At 71.8% G+C, this 17,325-nt stretch carries 14 protein-coding genes and 1 pseudogene; 9 read left to right on the forward strand and 6 right to left on the reverse strand.

The features are described 5' to 3' along the window. Positions 1-102: 102 nt before the first annotated feature. Positions 103-456 (reverse strand): PRC-barrel domain-containing protein, encoded by a 354-nt coding sequence (locus tag ACQP09_RS10715; protein ID WP_432149059.1) that lies wholly within the window; start codon positions 454-456, stop codon positions 103-105. 353 nt (positions 457-809) lie between these two features. Here ACQP09_RS10715 and ACQP09_RS10720 point away from each other — a divergent pair, with 353 nt between their 5' ends. From ACQP09_RS10720 to ACQP09_RS10735, 4 genes are all read left to right on the forward strand, one after another. Beyond that, entirely contained in the window at positions 810-1,403 is a 594-nt protein-coding gene (locus tag ACQP09_RS10720; RefSeq protein WP_433397928.1) for a MarR family winged helix-turn-helix transcriptional regulator, read from the forward strand. Between the two features lie 144 nt (positions 1,404-1,547). After that, positions 1,548-2,705 carry an acyl-CoA dehydrogenase family protein gene (locus tag ACQP09_RS10725; protein ID WP_356836139.1) on the forward strand — a complete coding sequence of 386 codons (1,158 nt, stop codon included), beginning with the start codon at positions 1,548-1,550 and terminating at the stop codon, positions 2,703-2,705. A gap of 46 nt (positions 2,706-2,751) precedes the next feature. Next, entirely contained in the window at positions 2,752-3,639 is an 888-nt protein-coding gene (locus tag ACQP09_RS10730) for an acyl-CoA thioesterase (protein WP_433397931.1), read from the forward strand. A gap of 47 nt (positions 3,640-3,686) precedes the next feature. Then, positions 3,687-4,667 carry a cation diffusion facilitator family transporter gene (locus ACQP09_RS10735; RefSeq protein WP_433406545.1) on the forward strand — a complete coding sequence of 327 codons (981 nt, stop codon included), beginning with the start codon at positions 3,687-3,689 and terminating at the stop codon, positions 4,665-4,667. A gap of 3 nt (positions 4,668-4,670) precedes the next feature. Here ACQP09_RS10735 and ACQP09_RS10740 read toward each other — a convergent pair whose 3' ends face one another. Both ACQP09_RS10740 and ACQP09_RS10745 read right to left on the reverse strand, forming a co-directional pair. After that, a complete protein-coding gene (locus tag ACQP09_RS10740) occupies positions 4,671-5,105 on the reverse strand; it encodes a YdeI/OmpD-associated family protein (protein WP_433397933.1) in 435 nt (144 codons plus the stop codon). 125 nt (positions 5,106-5,230) lie between these two features. Next, entirely contained in the window at positions 5,231-6,058 is an 828-nt protein-coding gene (locus tag ACQP09_RS10745) for a phosphatase (protein WP_433397935.1), read from the reverse strand. 317 nt (positions 6,059-6,375) lie between these two features. Here ACQP09_RS10745 and ACQP09_RS10750 point away from each other — a divergent pair, with 317 nt between their 5' ends. Next, complete coding sequence (locus ACQP09_RS10750) at positions 6,376-8,127, forward strand: glycosyltransferase family 2 protein (protein WP_433397937.1); 1,752 nt, start codon at positions 6,376-6,378, stop codon at positions 8,125-8,127. Between the two features lie 20 nt (positions 8,128-8,147). After that, positions 8,148-10,352, forward strand: a pseudogene (locus ACQP09_RS10755) (acyltransferase family protein); the annotation flags it as partial. Position 10,353: 1 nt separating this feature from the next. Here ACQP09_RS10755 and ACQP09_RS10760 read toward each other — a convergent pair. Then, on the reverse strand, positions 10,354-10,932 hold the full coding sequence (locus ACQP09_RS10760) for a TetR/AcrR family transcriptional regulator (protein WP_433397939.1): 579 nt from the start codon (positions 10,930-10,932) through the stop codon (positions 10,354-10,356). A gap of 132 nt (positions 10,933-11,064) precedes the next feature. On the opposite strand from ACQP09_RS10760, the gene ACQP09_RS10765 reads away from it, so the two are divergent. Next, entirely contained in the window at positions 11,065-11,976 is a 912-nt protein-coding gene (locus tag ACQP09_RS10765) for an NmrA family NAD(P)-binding protein (RefSeq protein WP_433397941.1), read from the forward strand. Positions 11,977-12,073: 97 nt separating this feature from the next. Here the strand turns inward: ACQP09_RS10765 and ACQP09_RS10770 are convergent, their stop codons facing one another. Then, a complete protein-coding gene (locus tag ACQP09_RS10770) occupies positions 12,074-12,739 on the reverse strand; it encodes a GOLPH3/VPS74 family protein (protein ID WP_433397943.1) in 666 nt (221 codons plus the stop codon). An 86-nt stretch (positions 12,740-12,825) separates the two neighbouring features. After that, positions 12,826-13,449: an SACE_7040 family transcriptional regulator gene (locus tag ACQP09_RS10775; RefSeq protein ID WP_433397945.1), complete on the reverse strand. Its 624-nt coding sequence runs from the start codon at positions 13,447-13,449 to the stop codon at positions 12,826-12,828. A gap of 118 nt (positions 13,450-13,567) precedes the next feature. Here ACQP09_RS10775 and ACQP09_RS10780 point away from each other — a divergent pair, with 118 nt between their 5' ends. Both ACQP09_RS10780 and ACQP09_RS10785 read left to right on the forward strand, forming a co-directional pair. After that, positions 13,568-15,190, forward strand: a complete 1,623-nt coding sequence (locus ACQP09_RS10780; protein WP_356751538.1) for a carboxyl transferase domain-containing protein — start codon at positions 13,568-13,570, stop codon at positions 15,188-15,190. A gap of 34 nt (positions 15,191-15,224) precedes the next feature. After that, the gene (locus ACQP09_RS10785; protein ID WP_433406547.1) at positions 15,225-17,324 is read left to right on the forward strand and encodes a biotin carboxylase N-terminal domain-containing protein; all 2,100 of its coding nucleotides are present in this window, start codon (positions 15,225-15,227) and stop codon (positions 17,322-17,324) included. Position 17,325: the final 1 nt, after the last annotated feature.

The following is a 17,325-nucleotide window of genomic DNA, read 5'->3' on the forward strand; positions in this document are numbered from 1 at the left end:
GTACGCAGGTGAACGGAACCCCGTAGCCGCACACGCGGGCGGGGCGGGACGCGATGTTCCGCGTCCCGCCCCGCCCCGCCTGCTGCGTGTCCGGCCTTCAGGTCAGACGCGACGGTGGCGGCCGTAGTACTCACCGGTCGTCCGGTGGAAGTCCGCGTCGCCGACGTGCTTGTCCTTGTCGAACTCCGGGGCGTCCTTGATCTGGTCCTTCGTGAGGTCGATGTAGACCTTCTTGTCGTCCGTGTCGATCCGGCTCACCGTGCCCGCCGGGAGCAGGACGTGCTTGCCGAAGATCCATACGCCGGTGTCGACCACCAGGTACGAGGACGTGACGTCGTCGGAGTGCTTGTCGACCTTGCCGATGCTGCCGTCGGTCGCCTCGACCTTGTAACCGATCAGGTCCGTACCGGCGGTGTGGCCGGCGCTCGGCTGGTAGCCCCACAGGTTCTCGCTCATGAAAACTCCTTCGATCGCACGTGAATGAATATGGGTGCGGCGGGCCGCTCACCTCGTAAAAGGGTCTGCATTCCGCCCTGCTCACTTCCTGAGCAACCGCTGCCAGCCTCGTGCCCCGCACCTCCGGCGCCATGTCTGCGAACTCGTGCGTTTTTCGATCCATTTCGCGGGAATTCGATGCCGCCGCGCCGGCCCCCGCGATGTCCCCGCATCGGCCGCCGCGCCGACCCCCACCCCGCCCCCGCGAGCCCCGGGAAGGAATCATGGGTTTCGGATCGGCTGGGGCGTCAACGCTATGAAGGACCGGCCCGTATGCGCGAACGGGCCCGCAGCACGACCAAGGGTGTTCCAGCATGGGCGTAGAGCGGTACGGCCCTGATCACAGGCTGCGCGATGTGGCGCGCGCGATGCGTGGGGTCATCGAGCTACTGGAGGTCTACTGGGCGCGGGCTCCGGACGGTTCCTCGCCCATCTCCGCGCCGCAGCTGCGGGCCATGTACGTGCTCGAACGCCGTGAGGGCATCAATCTGCGGCAGCTCGGCACGGAGCTGGAGGCCGCGCCGTCGTCGGTGAGCCGGCTGTGCGACCGGCTGGAGGCCCTCGGTTTCGTACGGCGGTCCTTGAGCACGTCCAGTCGGCGCGAGGTCGAGCTGCGGCTGACCGTTCAGGGCCGGGCGCACCTGGACCGGCTGCGGGCCCGGCGCGAGGAACGGCTGGCGGCCGTCCTGGCCCGGGCGTCACCGTCCTCGTGGGCCCGGCTGATGGAGGGCGTGGAGGCCATCCGCGCCGCGCTCACCGCCGTACGGACGGAACTGCCGGACAACGTGGCTCAGCCGCCTCCAGGCCCGGCAGGCGCGGAGCGGCACCCGAGCCCAGGCGCGGAGCGGCACCCGAGCGCGGGCGCGGAACAGCCACCCGACGACCGGGCGCAACGACGTACGGGATGAGCGCCGGACGCGTGCTCAGCATCACCCTGGACAGCTCCGTGACCGACCGGTAACTTCGAAGGGGAATGAGCAAGCGCTTAGCCATGCCCGGCGAGCGCAGGCGCGTCCACCGACGAACACTTCAGCCGATCAAGGAGGCACCCCGTGCGCCGTACGGTATTCAACGAGGACCACGAGGCGTTCCGGGAGACCATCCGCGCCTTCATCGCCGCCGAGGTCGTGCCGGTGTACGACGAGTGGTTCGCCGCGGGCCAGGTGCCGCGCGAGTTCTACCTCAAGCTGGGTGAGCTGGGCATCTTCGGCATCGAGGTGGACGAGGAGTACGGCGGCGCGGGCATCGACTCGCACAAGTACGAGGCCGTCATCTACGAGGAGACCGCCCGTGCCGGTGTCTCCTTCGGCGGCTCCGGCGTGCACACGCTGCTCGGCCTCCCGTACGTCAAGATGCTCGCCACCGACGAGCAGAAGAAGCGCTGGCTGCCGAAGTTCGCGACCGGTGAGGAGATGTGGGCGCTGGCGATGACCGAGCCGGGCACCGGCTCCGACGTCGCGGGCATGAAGACCACCGCCAAGCTCTCCGAGGACGGCACGCACTACGTCCTCAACGGCGCCAAGACCTTCATCACCGGTGGCGTCCACGCCGACCGCGTGATCGTCTGCGCCCGTACCGCCGCCCCGCGCGAGGACGACCGCCGCTTCGGCATCTCCCTCTTCGCCGTCGACACCAAGTCCGCGGGCTACTCGGTCGGCCGCAAGCTCGACAAGCTCGGCCTCAAGACCTCCGACACCGCCGAGCTGGCGTTCGTCGACGTCAAGGTCCCGGCCGAGGACCTCCTCGGCGAGGAGAACAAGGGCTTCGGCTACCTCGGCACCAACCTGGCCTCCGAGCGCTGGGGCATCGCCTTCGGTGCGTACGCGCAGGCCGCGGCCGCCGTCCGGTTCGCCAAGGAGTACGTGCAGGAGCGCACGGTCTTCGGCAAGACCGTCGCCTCGTTCCAGAACACGAAGTTCGAGCTGGCCGCCTGCCAGGCCGAGGTGGACGCGGCCCAGGCCGTCGCCGACCGCGCGCTGGAAGCCCTGGACGCCGGTGAGCTCACGGCAGCCGAGGCCGCCTCCGCCAAGCTGTTCTGCACCGAGGTCGCGCACCGCGTGATCGACCGCTGCCTCCAGCTGCACGGCGGCTACGGCTTCATGAACGAGTACCCGATCGCCCGCCTGTACGCGGACAACCGCGTCAACCGCATCTACGGCGGCACCAGCGAGGTCATGAAGTCGATCATCGCCAAGTCCATGGGCCTGTAGGCGGACTCCAACCCTCTGCAAGAGCTGTAAGGACTACGTTCTCTCCATGAGCGCAGCACTCGATTCCCTGCTCGATCTGCTCGACCTGGAGCAGATCGAGCGGGACATCTTCCGGGGCACGAGCCGCAGCGCGGTCGTGCCCCGGGTGTTCGGCGGCCAGGTCGCGGCGCAGGCGCTGGTCGCCGCCGGCCGGACCGTCCCGGCCGACCGGGCCGCCCACTCCCTGCACGCGTACTTCCTGCGCGCCGGCGACCCGGGCGCGCCCATCGTCTACAGCGTCGACCGCATCCGCGACGGCCGGTCCTTCACCACCCGCCGGGTCGTCGCAGTGCAGCACGGGCAGCCGATCTTCCACCTCTCCGCGTCCTTCCAGACGTACGAGGACGGGCTGGAGCACCAGGCCGACATGCCCTCCTCCCCCGATCCGGAGACCCTGCCCACGGCCGCCGAGATGCTGCCCCGGTACGCGGACCGCTTCAGCGATCCCGGGATGGTGGACCGGCTGATCGAGGCGCGGGCCGCCGTCGACCTGCGGTATGTGGACGCGCCGCCGTTCGGCACGGTGGGCGAGGCGCGGGAGCCGCGCTCGCAGGTCTGGTTCCGGACCAACGGCAAGCTCGCGGACGACCCGCTGCTGCACGTCTGCATGGCCACGTACGTCTCCGACATGACCCTGCTGGACTCGGTGCTCCTGGCCCACGGGCGCGGCGGCTGGGCGGTCGGGGACGTGGTCGGGGCCAGCCTGGACCACGCGATGTGGTTCCACCGGCCGTTCCGGGCGGACGAGTGGCTGCTGTACGACCAGGAGTCACCGTCGGCCTCCGGCGGGCGGGGCCTGGGCCAGGCCCGGATCTACACCGCCGATGGGCGCCTCGCGATCACCGTCATCCAGGAGGGTGTCGTCCGGGTTCCGCGTGGACCGGCGGCGGGATGAGCCCCGCCTGAGGGGCCGTTTCGGACATACTCCCCTCCATGAGCTCCATGAGTGACGCGAAAGCCAAGAGCGGCGGCGACGGTGACGGCGACGGCGGGGAGTCCACCTTCACGGTCATCGTGGCTGCCCTCGCCAACCTCGGCATCGCCGTCGCGAAAGCCGTCGCCGGGCTGATCAGCGGGTCCAGCGCGATGCTCTCCGAGGCCGCCCACTCGATCGCGGACACCGTCACCGAGGTCATGCTCCTCACCGCGCTCAAGCGGAGCGAGAAGCCGGCCGACGAGGACCATCCGCTCGGTTACGGCCCCGAGCGGTACATCTGGGCCATGCTCGCCTCCATCGCCACCTTCGTCGGCGGTGCGGTCTTCTCGATCTACGACGGCGTGCACACCCTGATCGCGGGCGAGGAGCTGGGCAACCCGCTCGTCTCGTACGTCGTCCTCGGCGTCGCCTTCCTGCTGGAGGGCTACTCGCTGCGCACCGGAGTCAAACAGGTGCGGCGCGAGGCGTCACGGCTGCGGGTGCCGGACACGTACTACCTGCGCCACACGCCCGACACCGCCGTGAAGGCCGTCGTCATGGAGGACTCGGCGGCCCTGATCGGGCTGCTGCTGGCGGCGGGCGGGCTGCTCGGCGGGCAGCTGACCGGATCCGGGGTCTGGGACGGGATCGCGTCCTGCCTGATCGGCCTGCTCCTCGTGTACGTGGCCTGGGTGCTCGGCCGGTCCAACGCGCAGCTGCTCATCGGGCGGCCGCTGCCTCCGGCGATGCGGGCCGGGGTGCGGGAGGAGCTGACATCCGTACCGCACATCGTCGACGTACTGGAGCTGACCACGCTCATCCAGGGGCCGTCCGAGATCATGATCGCCGCGAAGGTCGACTTCCGGGACATGGCGACGGCCGAGGAGGTCGAGTGGGCCTGCGAGGAGGCGGAGGCCCAGCTGCGGGAGCGGTTTCCGTCGGTGCGGCGGGTGTATCTGGACCCGACGCCGGGACGCGGGCAACGGGAGCGGCGCGCCGGCCCCTGATGCCTACGGCGTCAGCTCCGCCACCGCCTTCGCGATCCGCCGCTCCCGCGTGGCGTCCGTCTTCGCACCCTCGACCGACGTGACGTGCGCCTTCTGGCGGCTGGGCGAGAGGGCCGCGAACGCCTCGGCCGCGCCGGGAGCCGCGGCGAGCGCCGCCGCTAGGTCCTCGGGCGGCTGGACCGTGCGCGGCGCGGTGTCGAGCGTCAGCTCCACCTCGATGGCGTCGCCGCCCGCGATCCCGGTCTCCTTACGCCTGTCGGAGCTGAACGGGATGAGGTAGCGGCCGCCCATGGGGGCGATGGTCGAGCGGTACGCGTAACCGTTCACGGTCACGTTCACCGGCGGGCGCTTTCCGGCGCCGAGCGCCTCGACCACGTCCTCCGGCACCTCGATCCCCGTGTTGTTGCCGCTCAGGAACATCGTCGTGCTGAACTTCATGGCTCCGGCCCTTCGTGTACGCCGGCCGCCTCCCGCAGAGGCGACCGCTGCCTGCCAGCTGCCTGCCAGCTGTCTGTCAGGGAAGACGCCCGCCGGGCCGGAAACTCATCGGATCCTGCGGTTCTCTACGCCGCCGGCTCCCGTGCGGGCTCGGCCCCGGGCTCGGGCTCGTCCTCCAGGAGGCCCGCCGCGTGCAGCAGGTAGTCGGTCATCGGGTCGTAGAAGCGCGGGTCGGTGACGTGGTCGTCCAGCGGGACGGTGACCTGGAGGGTGCCCTCCGACTCGCCGAGGAAGAGGGCCGGGTCGTTGCAGTCCGCGTAACCGATCGCGTCCAGCCCGCGCTGCCCCGCGCATCCCGCCCAGCCGTGGTCCGCGACGACGAGGTCGGGCAGCGGGCGGCCCAGGTGCGCCATGGCGTCCAGGATGGCCGCCATCGGGGCCGGGGAGTGGGTGTGCCAGAGCGTGGCGCCACGCTCCAGCATCGCGACGTCGGCGAACTGGAAGACCATGCCCTCGTCCGCCATCAGGCCCGACGGGATGCGGACGATCTCGCAGCCGGCCCGGCGCAGCGCGTCCGCCGTCTGCCGGTGCACGTCCAGCAGGCCGCCGGGGTGGCCGGTGGCGAAGAGGACCCGCTCGCGGCCGTCCGCCGCCTTGCGCAGGCGGGCCGCCATGCGCTCCAGGGCGTCCACCGTCAGCTCGGGGTCGATGGTGTCCTGGCCGATCCGGTGCGCGGGGTCGTCGTTCACTCCGCAGCGCTCGGCCATCACCGCGAGGACGTCCTGCTCGTCGGTCCAGCGGTCGCCGAGCTCCAGGCCCAGCCAGTAGTGGCGGTCACCGTTGGCGAGCTTGCGGTAGTGGGAGAGGTTGTTGTCGCGAGGCGTGGCGACGTCCCCCGCGATACGCGAACGGACGAGGTGATCGACGAGAGCGGCGCGGCTGGGTATCGGCATGCACCCATTGTGCCGCCCGGGGTGCGGGGCGTGCCTGGTGTCCCGTACGCCGGACGGATCCTCCCCGGCCCCGTAAGTCTTCCGGGACTGTTCACCCTCGCGTGACCTGCGCCTTCCTCCCCCGGACGGGCGCGGCGGCTCGAATGGCAGCACCAAGAGGTCTGGACCAATCGAAGTGCGCCAATCCCCTGTCCGAATCCCTCCGTCGACACGGTCTCGCGTAAGTGGTCTATACCTTTGGCGCTAGGGTGGGGCCACCTGAAGCGAGTGCTGAAACAGGTACGGAAACGGGTACATACACAGCCGTGGGGGGCTTTATGACCGTGCATCACCTTCCGCAACCACCGTCCGACGACGAGCTGTACTGGTACTTCGGGCCGCAGCGCCGCTGGGTCCTGGTGAGCAGTTCGCTCGCCTTCGTCTTCACGGCGGCCACGATGTTCGCCTTCGCCTTACGCACCCCGGCGCTCTGGGCGTTCCTCGCGATCCTCGGCCTCAACGTCGTAGCCTTGGCACTCTCCTCGGTCAACAGCCTGCGTCAGCGCCGGCTGACCCGGCCCTCGCACGAGGTCCTCGTCCGCGCCTGGCAGCCCGCCGAACTACCCTCCGTGGACCTGTACTTGCCGACCTGCGGCGAACCGCTCCCGGTCCTCGACAACGCCTACCGTGCCGTTTCCGCCGTCGACTGGCCCGGCGCGCTGACCGTCTGGGTCCTGGACGACGGCGACCGGCCCGAGGTCGCCGAGCTGGCCGCCCGTTACGGCTACGCGTACGTCGTCCGGCCCGACCGGGGGCACCTGAAGAAGGCGGGCAACCTCAACCACGCGCTGAAGCTGAGCAGTTCGGAGTTCATCGCGATCCTGGACGCCGACTTCGCGCCCCGGCCGGACTTCCTGCGCCACCTCGTGCCGTACCTCGCCGATCCCGCCGTCGGCATCGTGCAGAGTCCGCAGTGCTTCGACACGGATGAGTCGATGCGGTGGATCCAGCGTGCCGCCGGTGCGGCGCAGGAGTGGTTCTTCCGCTGGATCCAGCCCTCCCGGGACGCCAGCGACGCCGCCATCTGCTGCGGCTCCAACGCCGTCTACCGGCGCCGCGCGATCGACCTGGCGGGCGGCTTCGCGCGGCTCGACCACAGCGAGGACCTGTACACCGGGCTCGCACTGCACGAGCAGGGGTTCCGCACCCAGTACGTCCCCGTCCTGGTCGCCAAGGGCACCTCGCCCGACGAGGTCACCTCCTTCGTCAACCAGCAGTACCGGTGGGCGATGGGCAACCTGCACCTGCTCGGGACGCCCGTCCTGAAGCGGATGCGCGCGCCGTGGCGGATGCGGCTCTGCTTCTACGAAGAGGTCGTCGGGTACCTCGCCACGGCCGTGAACACCTTCGCCGCGCCGCTGCCGCCGCTGGTGATGATGTTCTGGTATCCGGACCACATCCGGCCCTGGCACGTGCTGCCGCTGCTCGCCCCGCTCTGGCTCTGGCATGTGCTGCTGCCCCGGATCAGCCGGACCCGCTGGCGGGTGGAGGTGATCCGGGCCAACGTCCTCACCAGCGTGGCCGCCGCAACCGCGTTCTGGCACACGCTGCGGGGACGCAGTGCCGCCTGGGTGCCCACCGGGACGCGTCCATCAGGGAGTTCGGGTGGGATGGCCCGGCGGGTGGTGGGCGTCTCGCTGGTCTGGCTGGTGCTGTCCAACGGTGCGGCCGCCGCCGGGATCGCGCTGGCCGTGGCCCGTAACGGGTGGGAGCCCAACTGGGGCCTATGCCTTTACCTGTTGGTGCAGCTCCAGATCAATGTGCCGTTGATACGTGACCTGATGGGCGAGCTGCGGCCGGAGGCGCGGGGCGCGGAGGTCCCGAGGCCGGGTCGTGCGGGGGCGAAACCCTTCCTGGCCCGCCTCCGCTCTCCCGCCGGTGTGCTGCCGCCTGCCGCCGGCGCGCTGCCGCCTCCCGCCGGTGTGCTGCCGCGCCGCTGGCCCGAGACGCTCGCCGCCACCGCCGTCCTCCTGCTCACCGGTCTGCTCGCCTCGGGGTGGGTCAACCCGATGCTCCCCTGGTCGAGCTGAGCCGAAAGACCTTTGCTGACATGGACTTCCTCCTCGCGCCCGGCCCGCGCCGGAAGCGCTCCGCTCCCCCGTCAACCGTGCCACCCGCCCGGCGCTCCGGTGACGAGTCCGGGCCGAGCCCGCACCGGTCCACGTTCCGGCCCGACATCGAGGGGCTGCGGGCCGTCGCCGTCCTCGCGGTCCTCGCCTTCCACGCCGAAATCCCGGGCCTGGCAGGTGGGTTCATCGGCGTGGACGTCTTCTTCGTCATCTCCGGCTACCTGATCACCGGGCTCCTGGTCCGCGAGGCCGTCACCACCGGCCGCATCCGGCTCGGCGACTTCTTCTCCCGCCGGGCCCGCCGCCTGCTGCCGTCGGCCGCCGTGGTGCTCGCTGCGGTCGCGGTGGCCGGGGCCTGGCTGACCGTACCGCTGCGCCGCACCGACCTGGAGTACGACGTCCTCGCCTCGGCGCTCTCCGTCGCCAACTGGCGGTTCGTCTCGCAGCGGACGGACTACCTCGCCGCCGGACAGGACCAGAGCCCGCTGCTGCACTTCTGGTCGCTCGCCGTGGAGGAGCAGTTCTACCTGTTCTGGGCTCCGCTCCTCGCGGCGGTGGTGCTGTTCGCCGCCCGTGCGGTACGACGGGGACGGGCCGTGCGGTCCGTCGTGGCGCTCGCCACCGGGGCGCTGGTCCTCGGCTCGTTCGCGCTGTCGCTGCACTGGACGGAGCACGCGGTCTCGCTCGCGTACCTCGGAACGCCTTCGCGCGTCTGGCAGTTCGGGGTGGGCGCGCTGCTCGCACTGCTGCCGTGGCATCTGCTGCGCGGCCCGCGCCCGTTGCGGCTGCTGTGCGGCTGGGGCGGGGCGGTGGCGATCGGCTGGTGCGTGGTGGCGTACGACGCGTCGACGCCGTACCCCGGTCTCGCGGCGCTCGTCCCGACGCTGGCCACCGCCGCCGTGATCCTCGCGGCGATACCGGGGCGCGGCGAGCGAAACGTACAAGGCCCTTACGGGGTCGGCCGGTTGCTGGCCGGGCGGGCGCCACGGGCCATCGGGCGGCTCTCGTACACCCTGTACCTGTGGCACTGGCCGGTGCTCGTCCTCGCGGAGGCCCGGCTCGGTGCGCTCGACTGGCCGGCGAGGACCGCGTGGACGCTGGCGGCCGTGCTACCCGCGCTCGCCACGATGCGGTGGGTGGAGCGGCCGCTGCGCCGCAGCCGTACGGTCTCCGAACTCCCGCGCCGGGGCTTGGCGGTGGGCGTCTCCGCCATCGTGCTGCCGGTCGCGCTCGCTCTGGTGGTGGGCACGGCGACGCTGCACCTGATGGGCCCGACCACGCCGGTCGACGTCAAGGGCCTGCCGCCGGGCGCGGCTTCCGGACCGTCGCTGCTCGGAGCTTCCGGGACCTCCGGGGGCTCCAGGACCTCCTGGGACTCCGGGGACTCCAGGACTTCCGGGGCTTCTGCAGGGGACGGTCCGGTGGTGCCGAATCCGGCCCAGGCGCGCAAGGACTTCCCACCGGACCAGGGCTGCCAGGTCGCCCCGGAGGTGACCCGCAGCCCGGAGTGCCTGTTCGGCGCGGTGGACAGCCCGGACCGGATCGTGCTGCTCGGCGACTCGCACGCGGGCCAGTGGTTCTCGCCGATGCTGGCGATCGCCTCACAACGCGGCTGGGCACTCCAGGAGTTGGTCAAGCAGGGTTGCCCACTGCCGGAGTTGGACGTGGACAGCCCGCAACTGGGCCGCGCCTACCGGGAGTGCGACGTCTGGCGTACGGATGCCCTGGACCGCCTCCGTACGGGCCCGAAGCCCCGGCTCATCGTGATCGCCTCGCTCAACCGGTACACGGAGGACGACGAACTCCTCGCCGCCGCCTGGGAGAAGACGCTGAGGCCGCTGCGGGCGGTCGGTGCGCCGATCGTGTACATCGAGGCCACTCCCGTACCCGGGTCGGACATCCCGGCGTGTGTCTCCGGCGCTCCGGACGGTGCGGCCGCCTGCGCGTTCGACCGGGCGGATGCGGTGCCGGCCGACCCGCTGGCGCGGAGGATCGCGGCGGGGGCGGTGCCAGGCGTACGGGCCATCGGCGTGAACCAGGTCCTCTGCCCGGGCGACGGCCCGACCTGCCCGGCGGTCCGGGAGCGGATCCTGCTCTACCGGGACGACGCGCACCTGACCAACGTGGCCGCCGTCGTACTGACTCCGAGGCTGGAACGGCTGCTGGCGGAGGCGGGGACGGACCCGGTCAGGCCCTCGGGCTCGGGCTGAGGCCTTCGACGGTGAGGGTGAAGAGGCGGTCGGCCTGGGCGGCCGGGTCGGCGTGGTGCTCGGTGGCCAGCGCGATGCCGACGGCGAGGGTGAGCAGGTCGTGGAAGGTGACGCCCGGGCTGACCACCTCGTCGCACAGGGCGCGGCGGAGCAGAGGCGTGGCCGCGGTTTCGAGCGCGGCGCCGCAGGAGTGCTGCGCGTCGGCGTCGGCCGGGGTGTCGGTGGGAGGCTCGTAGGTGAGGGCGTCGGCGAGGCCTCGGGCGGAGACCGCGTACCGCACGAGGTCGTGGAGCCAGTCCAGGAGCGCGGCCCGGCTGTCGTCGGCCCGGGCGAGCTGGTCCGCGCGCTCGCAGAGGGCCTGGACGCGCTCCTGGAAGACGGCTTCGAGGAGGGCCTGGCGGGTCGGGAAGTGGCGGCGCACGGTGGCGGAGCCGACGCCGGCGGTGCGGGCGACCTGTTCGAGCGAGGCGGCGGCACCGTGCCGGGCGACCTCCGCCTCGGCCACGGCCAGGATGCGGCGGTAGTTGCGGCGGGCGTCCGAGCGCTGACCGGTCACGGGTCTCCCTCTCTCCTTGCCCTCTTCTTGCTAAGTGGTGGGCCCCGCCATATCGTAGCGAGGGCGAAACGGCGGGCCCCGCCGTTTTGTGTCCACGGTGCCCGCCGACGCCTGCCCCGAGGAGACACCGCCATGGCAGCCACACGTTCCGCCCCCGTCCTGGTCACCGGTGCCACCGGACGCCAGGGCGGGGCCGTCGCCCGGGCGCTGCTGGCCGCCGGTGTGCCGGTGCGCGCGCTGGTACGCGACCCGGACGCGCCCCGCGCGAAGGCGGTCGAGGCACTGGGCGTCGAACTGGTCACCGGAGACCTCTCCGACCGTCCTTCGCTGGATCCCGCGTGCGCGGGCGCCCGTGCCGTGTTCTCGGTGCAGATGCCGCCGATGAGCGAGGCGAGCCCGGACTTCGACGCGGAGCTGGCGCAGGCGACCCAGCTGATGGAGGCGGCGCGGGCGGCGGGCGTGGACCAGTTCGTCCAGTCGTCGACCAGCGGGGTCGGCCGGCACACGGAGACACCGGGCTGGACGGAAGGGCGCTGGGCGGCCTTGGAGGGCTACTTCGCCACCAAGCAGGCGATCATGGAGAGGGTGCGCGGGGCGGGCTTCGTCCGCTGGACCGTGATCAAGCCCGCCTTCTTCATGGACAACCTGCCCCAACTGGCGCCCCACGGCCCCGAAGGCGGCCTGGCCACGGTCCTGTCGCCGGACACCACGCTGGCGCTGGTGGCGACGGAGGACATCGGCGCGGCCGCCACCCACGCCGTCCTGGATCCCGACCGCTTCCACGAGGTGGAGCTGGAGCTCGCCGGGGAGCTGCTCACCATGACGGAGGTGGCCCGGGTGCTGTCCACCGCGTGGGGCGTCCCGGTGGAGGCGCCGACGATGACCCTCGACGAGGCCCTCGCGGCAGGCATGCCGGCCTGGGGCGCCGGACACGTCTGGAACAACGCCACCCTCCAGCCCGCCCGCCCCGAACTCGCCCTGGAGCTCGGCATTCCGGTGACCACGTTCGCCACCTGGGCACAGACCCACCTGACGAGGGCCTGAGAGGAACAGCCTCAGACCGAGGCGGGGCGGCGGCCACCTCCGTACAGCAGGCACGGAAGCACGGCAGGTCCGGCAGGTCCGGCAGGTCCGGCAGCGGCTAAGGCACCACGGAGAGCACCGTCACCACCGTCACCGTGGAGATCGCGGCCTGGAGGTTGCGGATCGCCTCCCGGACGCTCACGCCCGCCCAGTGGCCGTCGGCGATCTCGTCCATGCGCGGGGCCAGCTGCTTCTTCGGCAGGCCGGGGAAGGCCTGCGCGTGCATCCCGGTGGCGTGGACCAGCGCGACCAGCGCGCTCGTACGGGCGTCCGGCTCGGCCCCGTGCAGCACCACCGAGGCCAGCCGGGCGCGCAGCTCGCGTTCGACGGAGCCGTCGGCCTCCGGATAGCGGCGTACGGGGAAGACGCCGAGGGCCCGGTGCCGCTCCTCGGTGACCAGGCCGCGGGCGCAGAGGCTGTCCACGACGTCCTGCGAGCCCTTCACGTGCTCCCGGGTCAGCCAGTCGACCACCTTGCGGCTGCTGGAGGCCCCGTGGACCCAGCGCGTCACCCGGTCGAGCCGGCCGTCTAGGAGCGCGTCACCCGTCGGCGACGGGTCGAAGACCTCGACGCGGCCGCCCTTCACCGTGACGCGGCCCGCCATGACCAGCTCCAGGAGCATGCCCGCGGCCACGCCCCAGCGCGCCGCAGACTCCCCCTTCGCCGCGCCGGTCGTGTCGTCCAGCGACAGCAGCATGATCTCTTCGCCCAGCGAGACGGCCATGGTCGGATTCCCCGTTCTCTTCGTCCTGTACGACCGGACAGACGTGAAGAACCCGACCGGGGTTGCCCGACGACGGAAACTCCTGCTCAGGCGGGGTCCGCGGCCGCCGCGGCGAACGCCCCGCGCGCCAGCCGGTGCAGCAGCGCGGCGGTGGCCTCGCGACCGGGGCGGGCCTCCGGGCGGGCCAGGTGCGGCGTGGAGTTCAGCAGGCCGAAGACGGCGTGGACGGTGACGCGGGCCTCGTTCTCGGGCAGGGCCGGGTAGAGCGCGCGTACGACGCCGACCCAGACCTCCACGTACTCCCGCTGAAGCCGCCGCACCCGCTTGCGGTCCGTGTCGCGCAGCCGGTCCAGCTCGCGGTCGTGGAGGGTGATGAGGGGGCGGTCGTCGAGGGCGAAGTCGATGTGGCCCGCGATGAGCGCGTCCAGGAGCGCCTCCGGGGAGCCGTCATCGCGGGCCGCGTCCTCCGACACCCGCAGGCGGCCGCCTTCGAGGAGGCGTTCACTGATCCCGACCAGCAGCTCGGCGAGCATCGCGTCCTTGCCGGGGAAGTGGCGGTAGAGGCCGGGGCCGCTGATGCCGACCGCGGCGCCTATCTCGTCGACGCCGACACCGTGGAAGCCGCGCTCGGCGAAGAGGCGCGCGGCCTCCCGCAGGATCTGCTCGCGGCGGGTGGGAGCCGCGACGCGGGCGGCGGCATGGGTGCTCATGAGGATTCATTCTAGACAGGGTCGTTAGCGGTCGTTAACCTGAGGGAAACGCGTTAACGCTCATTAACAGCACGTCAACGCTTTCACCACTGCGGTACGGGCAAGGGGGCTCCACACGATGCAGCAGGCACCGGTCCTGGCGAGCGCGGCCGATCCCGCCTCGGAGGCCTGGCAGGCCAACGAGGCGGCGCATCACGCGCTCGCCGACGAGCTGGCGGCTCGGCTCGCCACGGCACGGCTGGGCGGGGGTGAGAAGGCGCGGGCCCGCCACGAGGCGCGCGGCAAGCTGCTCCCCCGCGACCGGGTGGACGCGCTGCTCGACCCGGGTTCGCCGTTCCTGGAGCTGGCCCCGCTGGCGGCGAACGGGATGTACGGGGACCAGGCCCCGGCGGCCGGTGTCATCGCCGGGATCGGGCGGGTCTCGGGCCGTGAGTGCGTGATCGTCGCCAATGACGCGACCGTCAAGGGCGGTACGTACTACCCGATGACCGTGAAGAAGCACCTGCGCGCGCAGGAGGTGGCCCTGGAGAACCGGCTCCCCTGCCTCTACCTGGTCGACTCGGGCGGCGCGTTCCTGCCGATGCAGGACGAGGTGTTTCCGGACCGGGACCACTTCGGGCGGATCTTCTACAACCAGGCCCGGATGTCGGCGGCCGGGATTCCGCAGATCGCGGCGGTGCTGGGCTCCTGCACGGCGGGCGGGGCGTATGTTCCGGCGATGAGCGACGAGGCCGTGATCGTCCGCAACCAGGGCACGATCTTCCTCGGCGGCCCGCCGCTGGTGAAGGCCGCGACCGGTGAGGTCGTCACGGCGGAGGAACTTGGCGGCGGCGAGGTCCACTCCCGGATCTCCGGCGTGACCGACCACCTCGCCGAGGATGACGCGCACGCCCTGCGCATCGTCCGCAACATCGTCGCGACCCTCCCGGACCGCGCCCCGCTCCCCTGGTCGGTCGAGCCGGCCGAGGAGCCGAAGGTCGACCAGGCGGGTCTGTACGGGGCCGTGCCCGTCGATTCCCGGACGCCGTACGACGTACGCGAGGTCATCGCCCGCGTGGTCGACGGCTCCCGCTTCCAGGAGTTCAAGGCGGAGTACGGTACGACGCTGATCACCGGCTTCGCCCGCATCCACGGCCACCCCGTCGGCATCGTCGCGAACAACGGGATCCTCTTCGCCGAGTCGGCCCAGAAGGGCGCGCACTTCATCGAGCTGTGCGACCAGCGCGGCATCCCGCTCGTCTTCCTCCAGAACATCTCCGGCTTCATGGTCGGCAAGGACTACGAACACGGCGGCATCGCCAAGCACGGCGCCAAGATGGTCACCGCGGTCGCCACGACCCGCGTGCCGAAGCTGACGGTCGTGGTCGGCGGTTCGTACGGAGCGGGCAACTACTCGATGTGCGGCCGGGCCTACAGCCCGCGCTTCCTGTGGATGTGGCCCAACGCCAAGATCTCCGTCATGGGCGGCGAGCAGGCGGCCTCCGTGCTGGCCACCGTCAAGCGCGACCAGCTCGGCGACGAGTGGAGCGCCGAGGACGAAGAGACGTTCAAGGCCCCGATCCGCGCCCAGTACGAGAGCCAGGGCAACGCGTACTACGCCACCGCCCGCCTCTGGGACGACGGCGTGATCGACCCCGTGGACACCCGCCAGGTGCTGGGCCTCGCCCTCACGGCCTGCGCCAACGCCCCGCTGCCGCAGAAGGACCCGGCCGGTCCCGGCTTCGGCGTCTTCCGGATGTGAGGAACAGATGACGACGACGTTCGACACCGTGACGATGTTCGACACCGTGCTGGTCGCCAACCGCGGCGAGATCGCCGTCCGGGTGATCCGGACCCTGCGCGAGCTGGGCGTGCGCTCGGTCGCGGTCTTCAGCGACGCGGACGCGGACGCCCGGCACGTACGGGAGGCGGACACGGCGGTACGGATCGGCCCGCCGCCGGCGTCCGAGAGCTACCTGTCGGTTCCGGCGCTGCTCGACGCGGCCCGCCGCACGGGCGCGCAGGCGGTCCACCCCGGCTACGGATTCCTCGCGGAGAACGCGGAGTTCGCCGCCGCGTGCACGGAAGCGGGCTTGGTCTTCATCGGCCCGCCGGCCTCCGCGATCTCGCTCATGGGCGACAAGATCCGGGCGAAGGAGACGGTCGCGGCGGCCGGTGTCCCGGTGGTTCCGGGCTCGTCCGGCAGCGGCCTGACGGACGCCCAACTGGAGGCGGCGGCACGGGAGATCGGTACGCCGGTCCTCCTCAAGCCCTCCGCCGGCGGCGGCGGCAAGGGCATGCGCCTGGTCCGGGACGCGGCGGTGCTGGCGGAGGAGATCGCGGCGGCGAGGCGTGAGGCACGGGCCTCGTTCGGCGACGACACGCTGCTCGTCGAGCGGTGGATCGACCGCCCGCGCCACATCGAGATCCAGGTGCTGGCCGACGCGCACGGCAACGTGATCCACCTCGGCGAGCGCGAGTGCTCGCTCCAGCGCCGCCACCAGAAGATCATCGAGGAGGCCCCGAGCGTCCTGCTGGATGCGGACACCCGGGCGGCACTGGGGGAGGCCGCCGCTCAAGTCGCGCGCGCCTGCGGCTATGTGGGCGCCGGGACCGTCGAGTTCATCGCCTCGGGCGCCAACTTCGCTTTGGAGTCAACCGACTCCGCCGTGCTACATTCCGGCTATCCGCAACAACCACGCGGATCGGCCGCAGGGCATGCGGTTGCAGGACGTGGAGACCTCGCCGGTAGGCAGTCAGCGAAACGTCAACCAGTCGGAGCCGACAATCCCGGGGCACCCGCCCTGGGTGGATGCCAATTCATGGAGATGAACACTCGCCTCCAAGTCGAGCACCCGGTGACAGAGCTCATCACCGGGCTCGACCTGGTGGAGTGGCAGATCCGCGTCGCCGCAGGCGAGCGGCTCCCCTTTACCCAGGCCGACATCACCTTCACCGGCCACGCGATCGAGGCCCGCGTCTGCGCCGAGGACCCGTCCCGGGGCTTCCTGCCGTCCGGCGGTACGGTGCTGGCGCTGCGCGAGCCGCAGGGCGACGGGGTGCGGACGGACTCGGGGCTCAGCGAGGGTGTGCCGGTGGGCAGCCTGTACGACCCGATGCTGTCGAAGGTGATCGCGTACGGCCCCGACCGCGCGACCGCGATCCGCAAACTGCGGGCGGCGCTCGCGGACACGGTGATCCTCGGCGTCCCGACCAACGCGGGCTTCCTGCGCCGCCTGCTGGCCCACCCGGACGTGGTCTCCGGAAACCTGGACACGGGGCTGGTGGAGCGCGAGGCGGAGGGCCTGGTGCCGGACGGCGTTCCGGACGAGGTGTACGCGGCGGCTGCGGCGGTACGGCGGGAGGCGCTGGAGCCACGGCCGGACGCGGGGGGCTGGACGGATCCGTTCTCGGTGCCGAGCGGGTGGCGTACGGGGGGTGTGCGGGCGCCGGTGGCGTTCCCGCTGCGGGTGTCGGGCGCGGACCCGGTGACGTACGAGGCACCGGTCTCCGCGACGGTGACGGCCGACCGGGTCACGGTCGAACTCGACGGCATGGTGGGCCACTTCCACCGCTCCGGCGACTGGCTCGGCCGGGACGGCGACGCCTGGCACGTCCAGGACCACGACCCGGTGGAGGCGTCCCTGAGCGGCGCGGGCCGGAGCGGTGCGGACACGCTGGCGGCTCCGATGCCGGGCACGGTCACGGTGGTGAAGGTGGCCGTGGGCGACGAGGTCGCGGCAGGTCAGAGCCTGCTCGTGGTCGAGGCGATGAAGATGGAGCACGTGATCTCCGCGCCGCACGCCGGAACGGTGACCGAGTTGGACGTCACGGCGGGATCGACGGTGGCGATGGACCAGATCCTGGCGGTCGTGGTCCCCGTGGAGGAGTCATGAG

It is taken from the genome of Streptomyces sp. CA-146814 (assembly GCF_050942385.1).
Classification (GTDB): Bacteria; Actinomycetota; Actinomycetes; order Streptomycetales; family Streptomycetaceae; genus Streptomyces.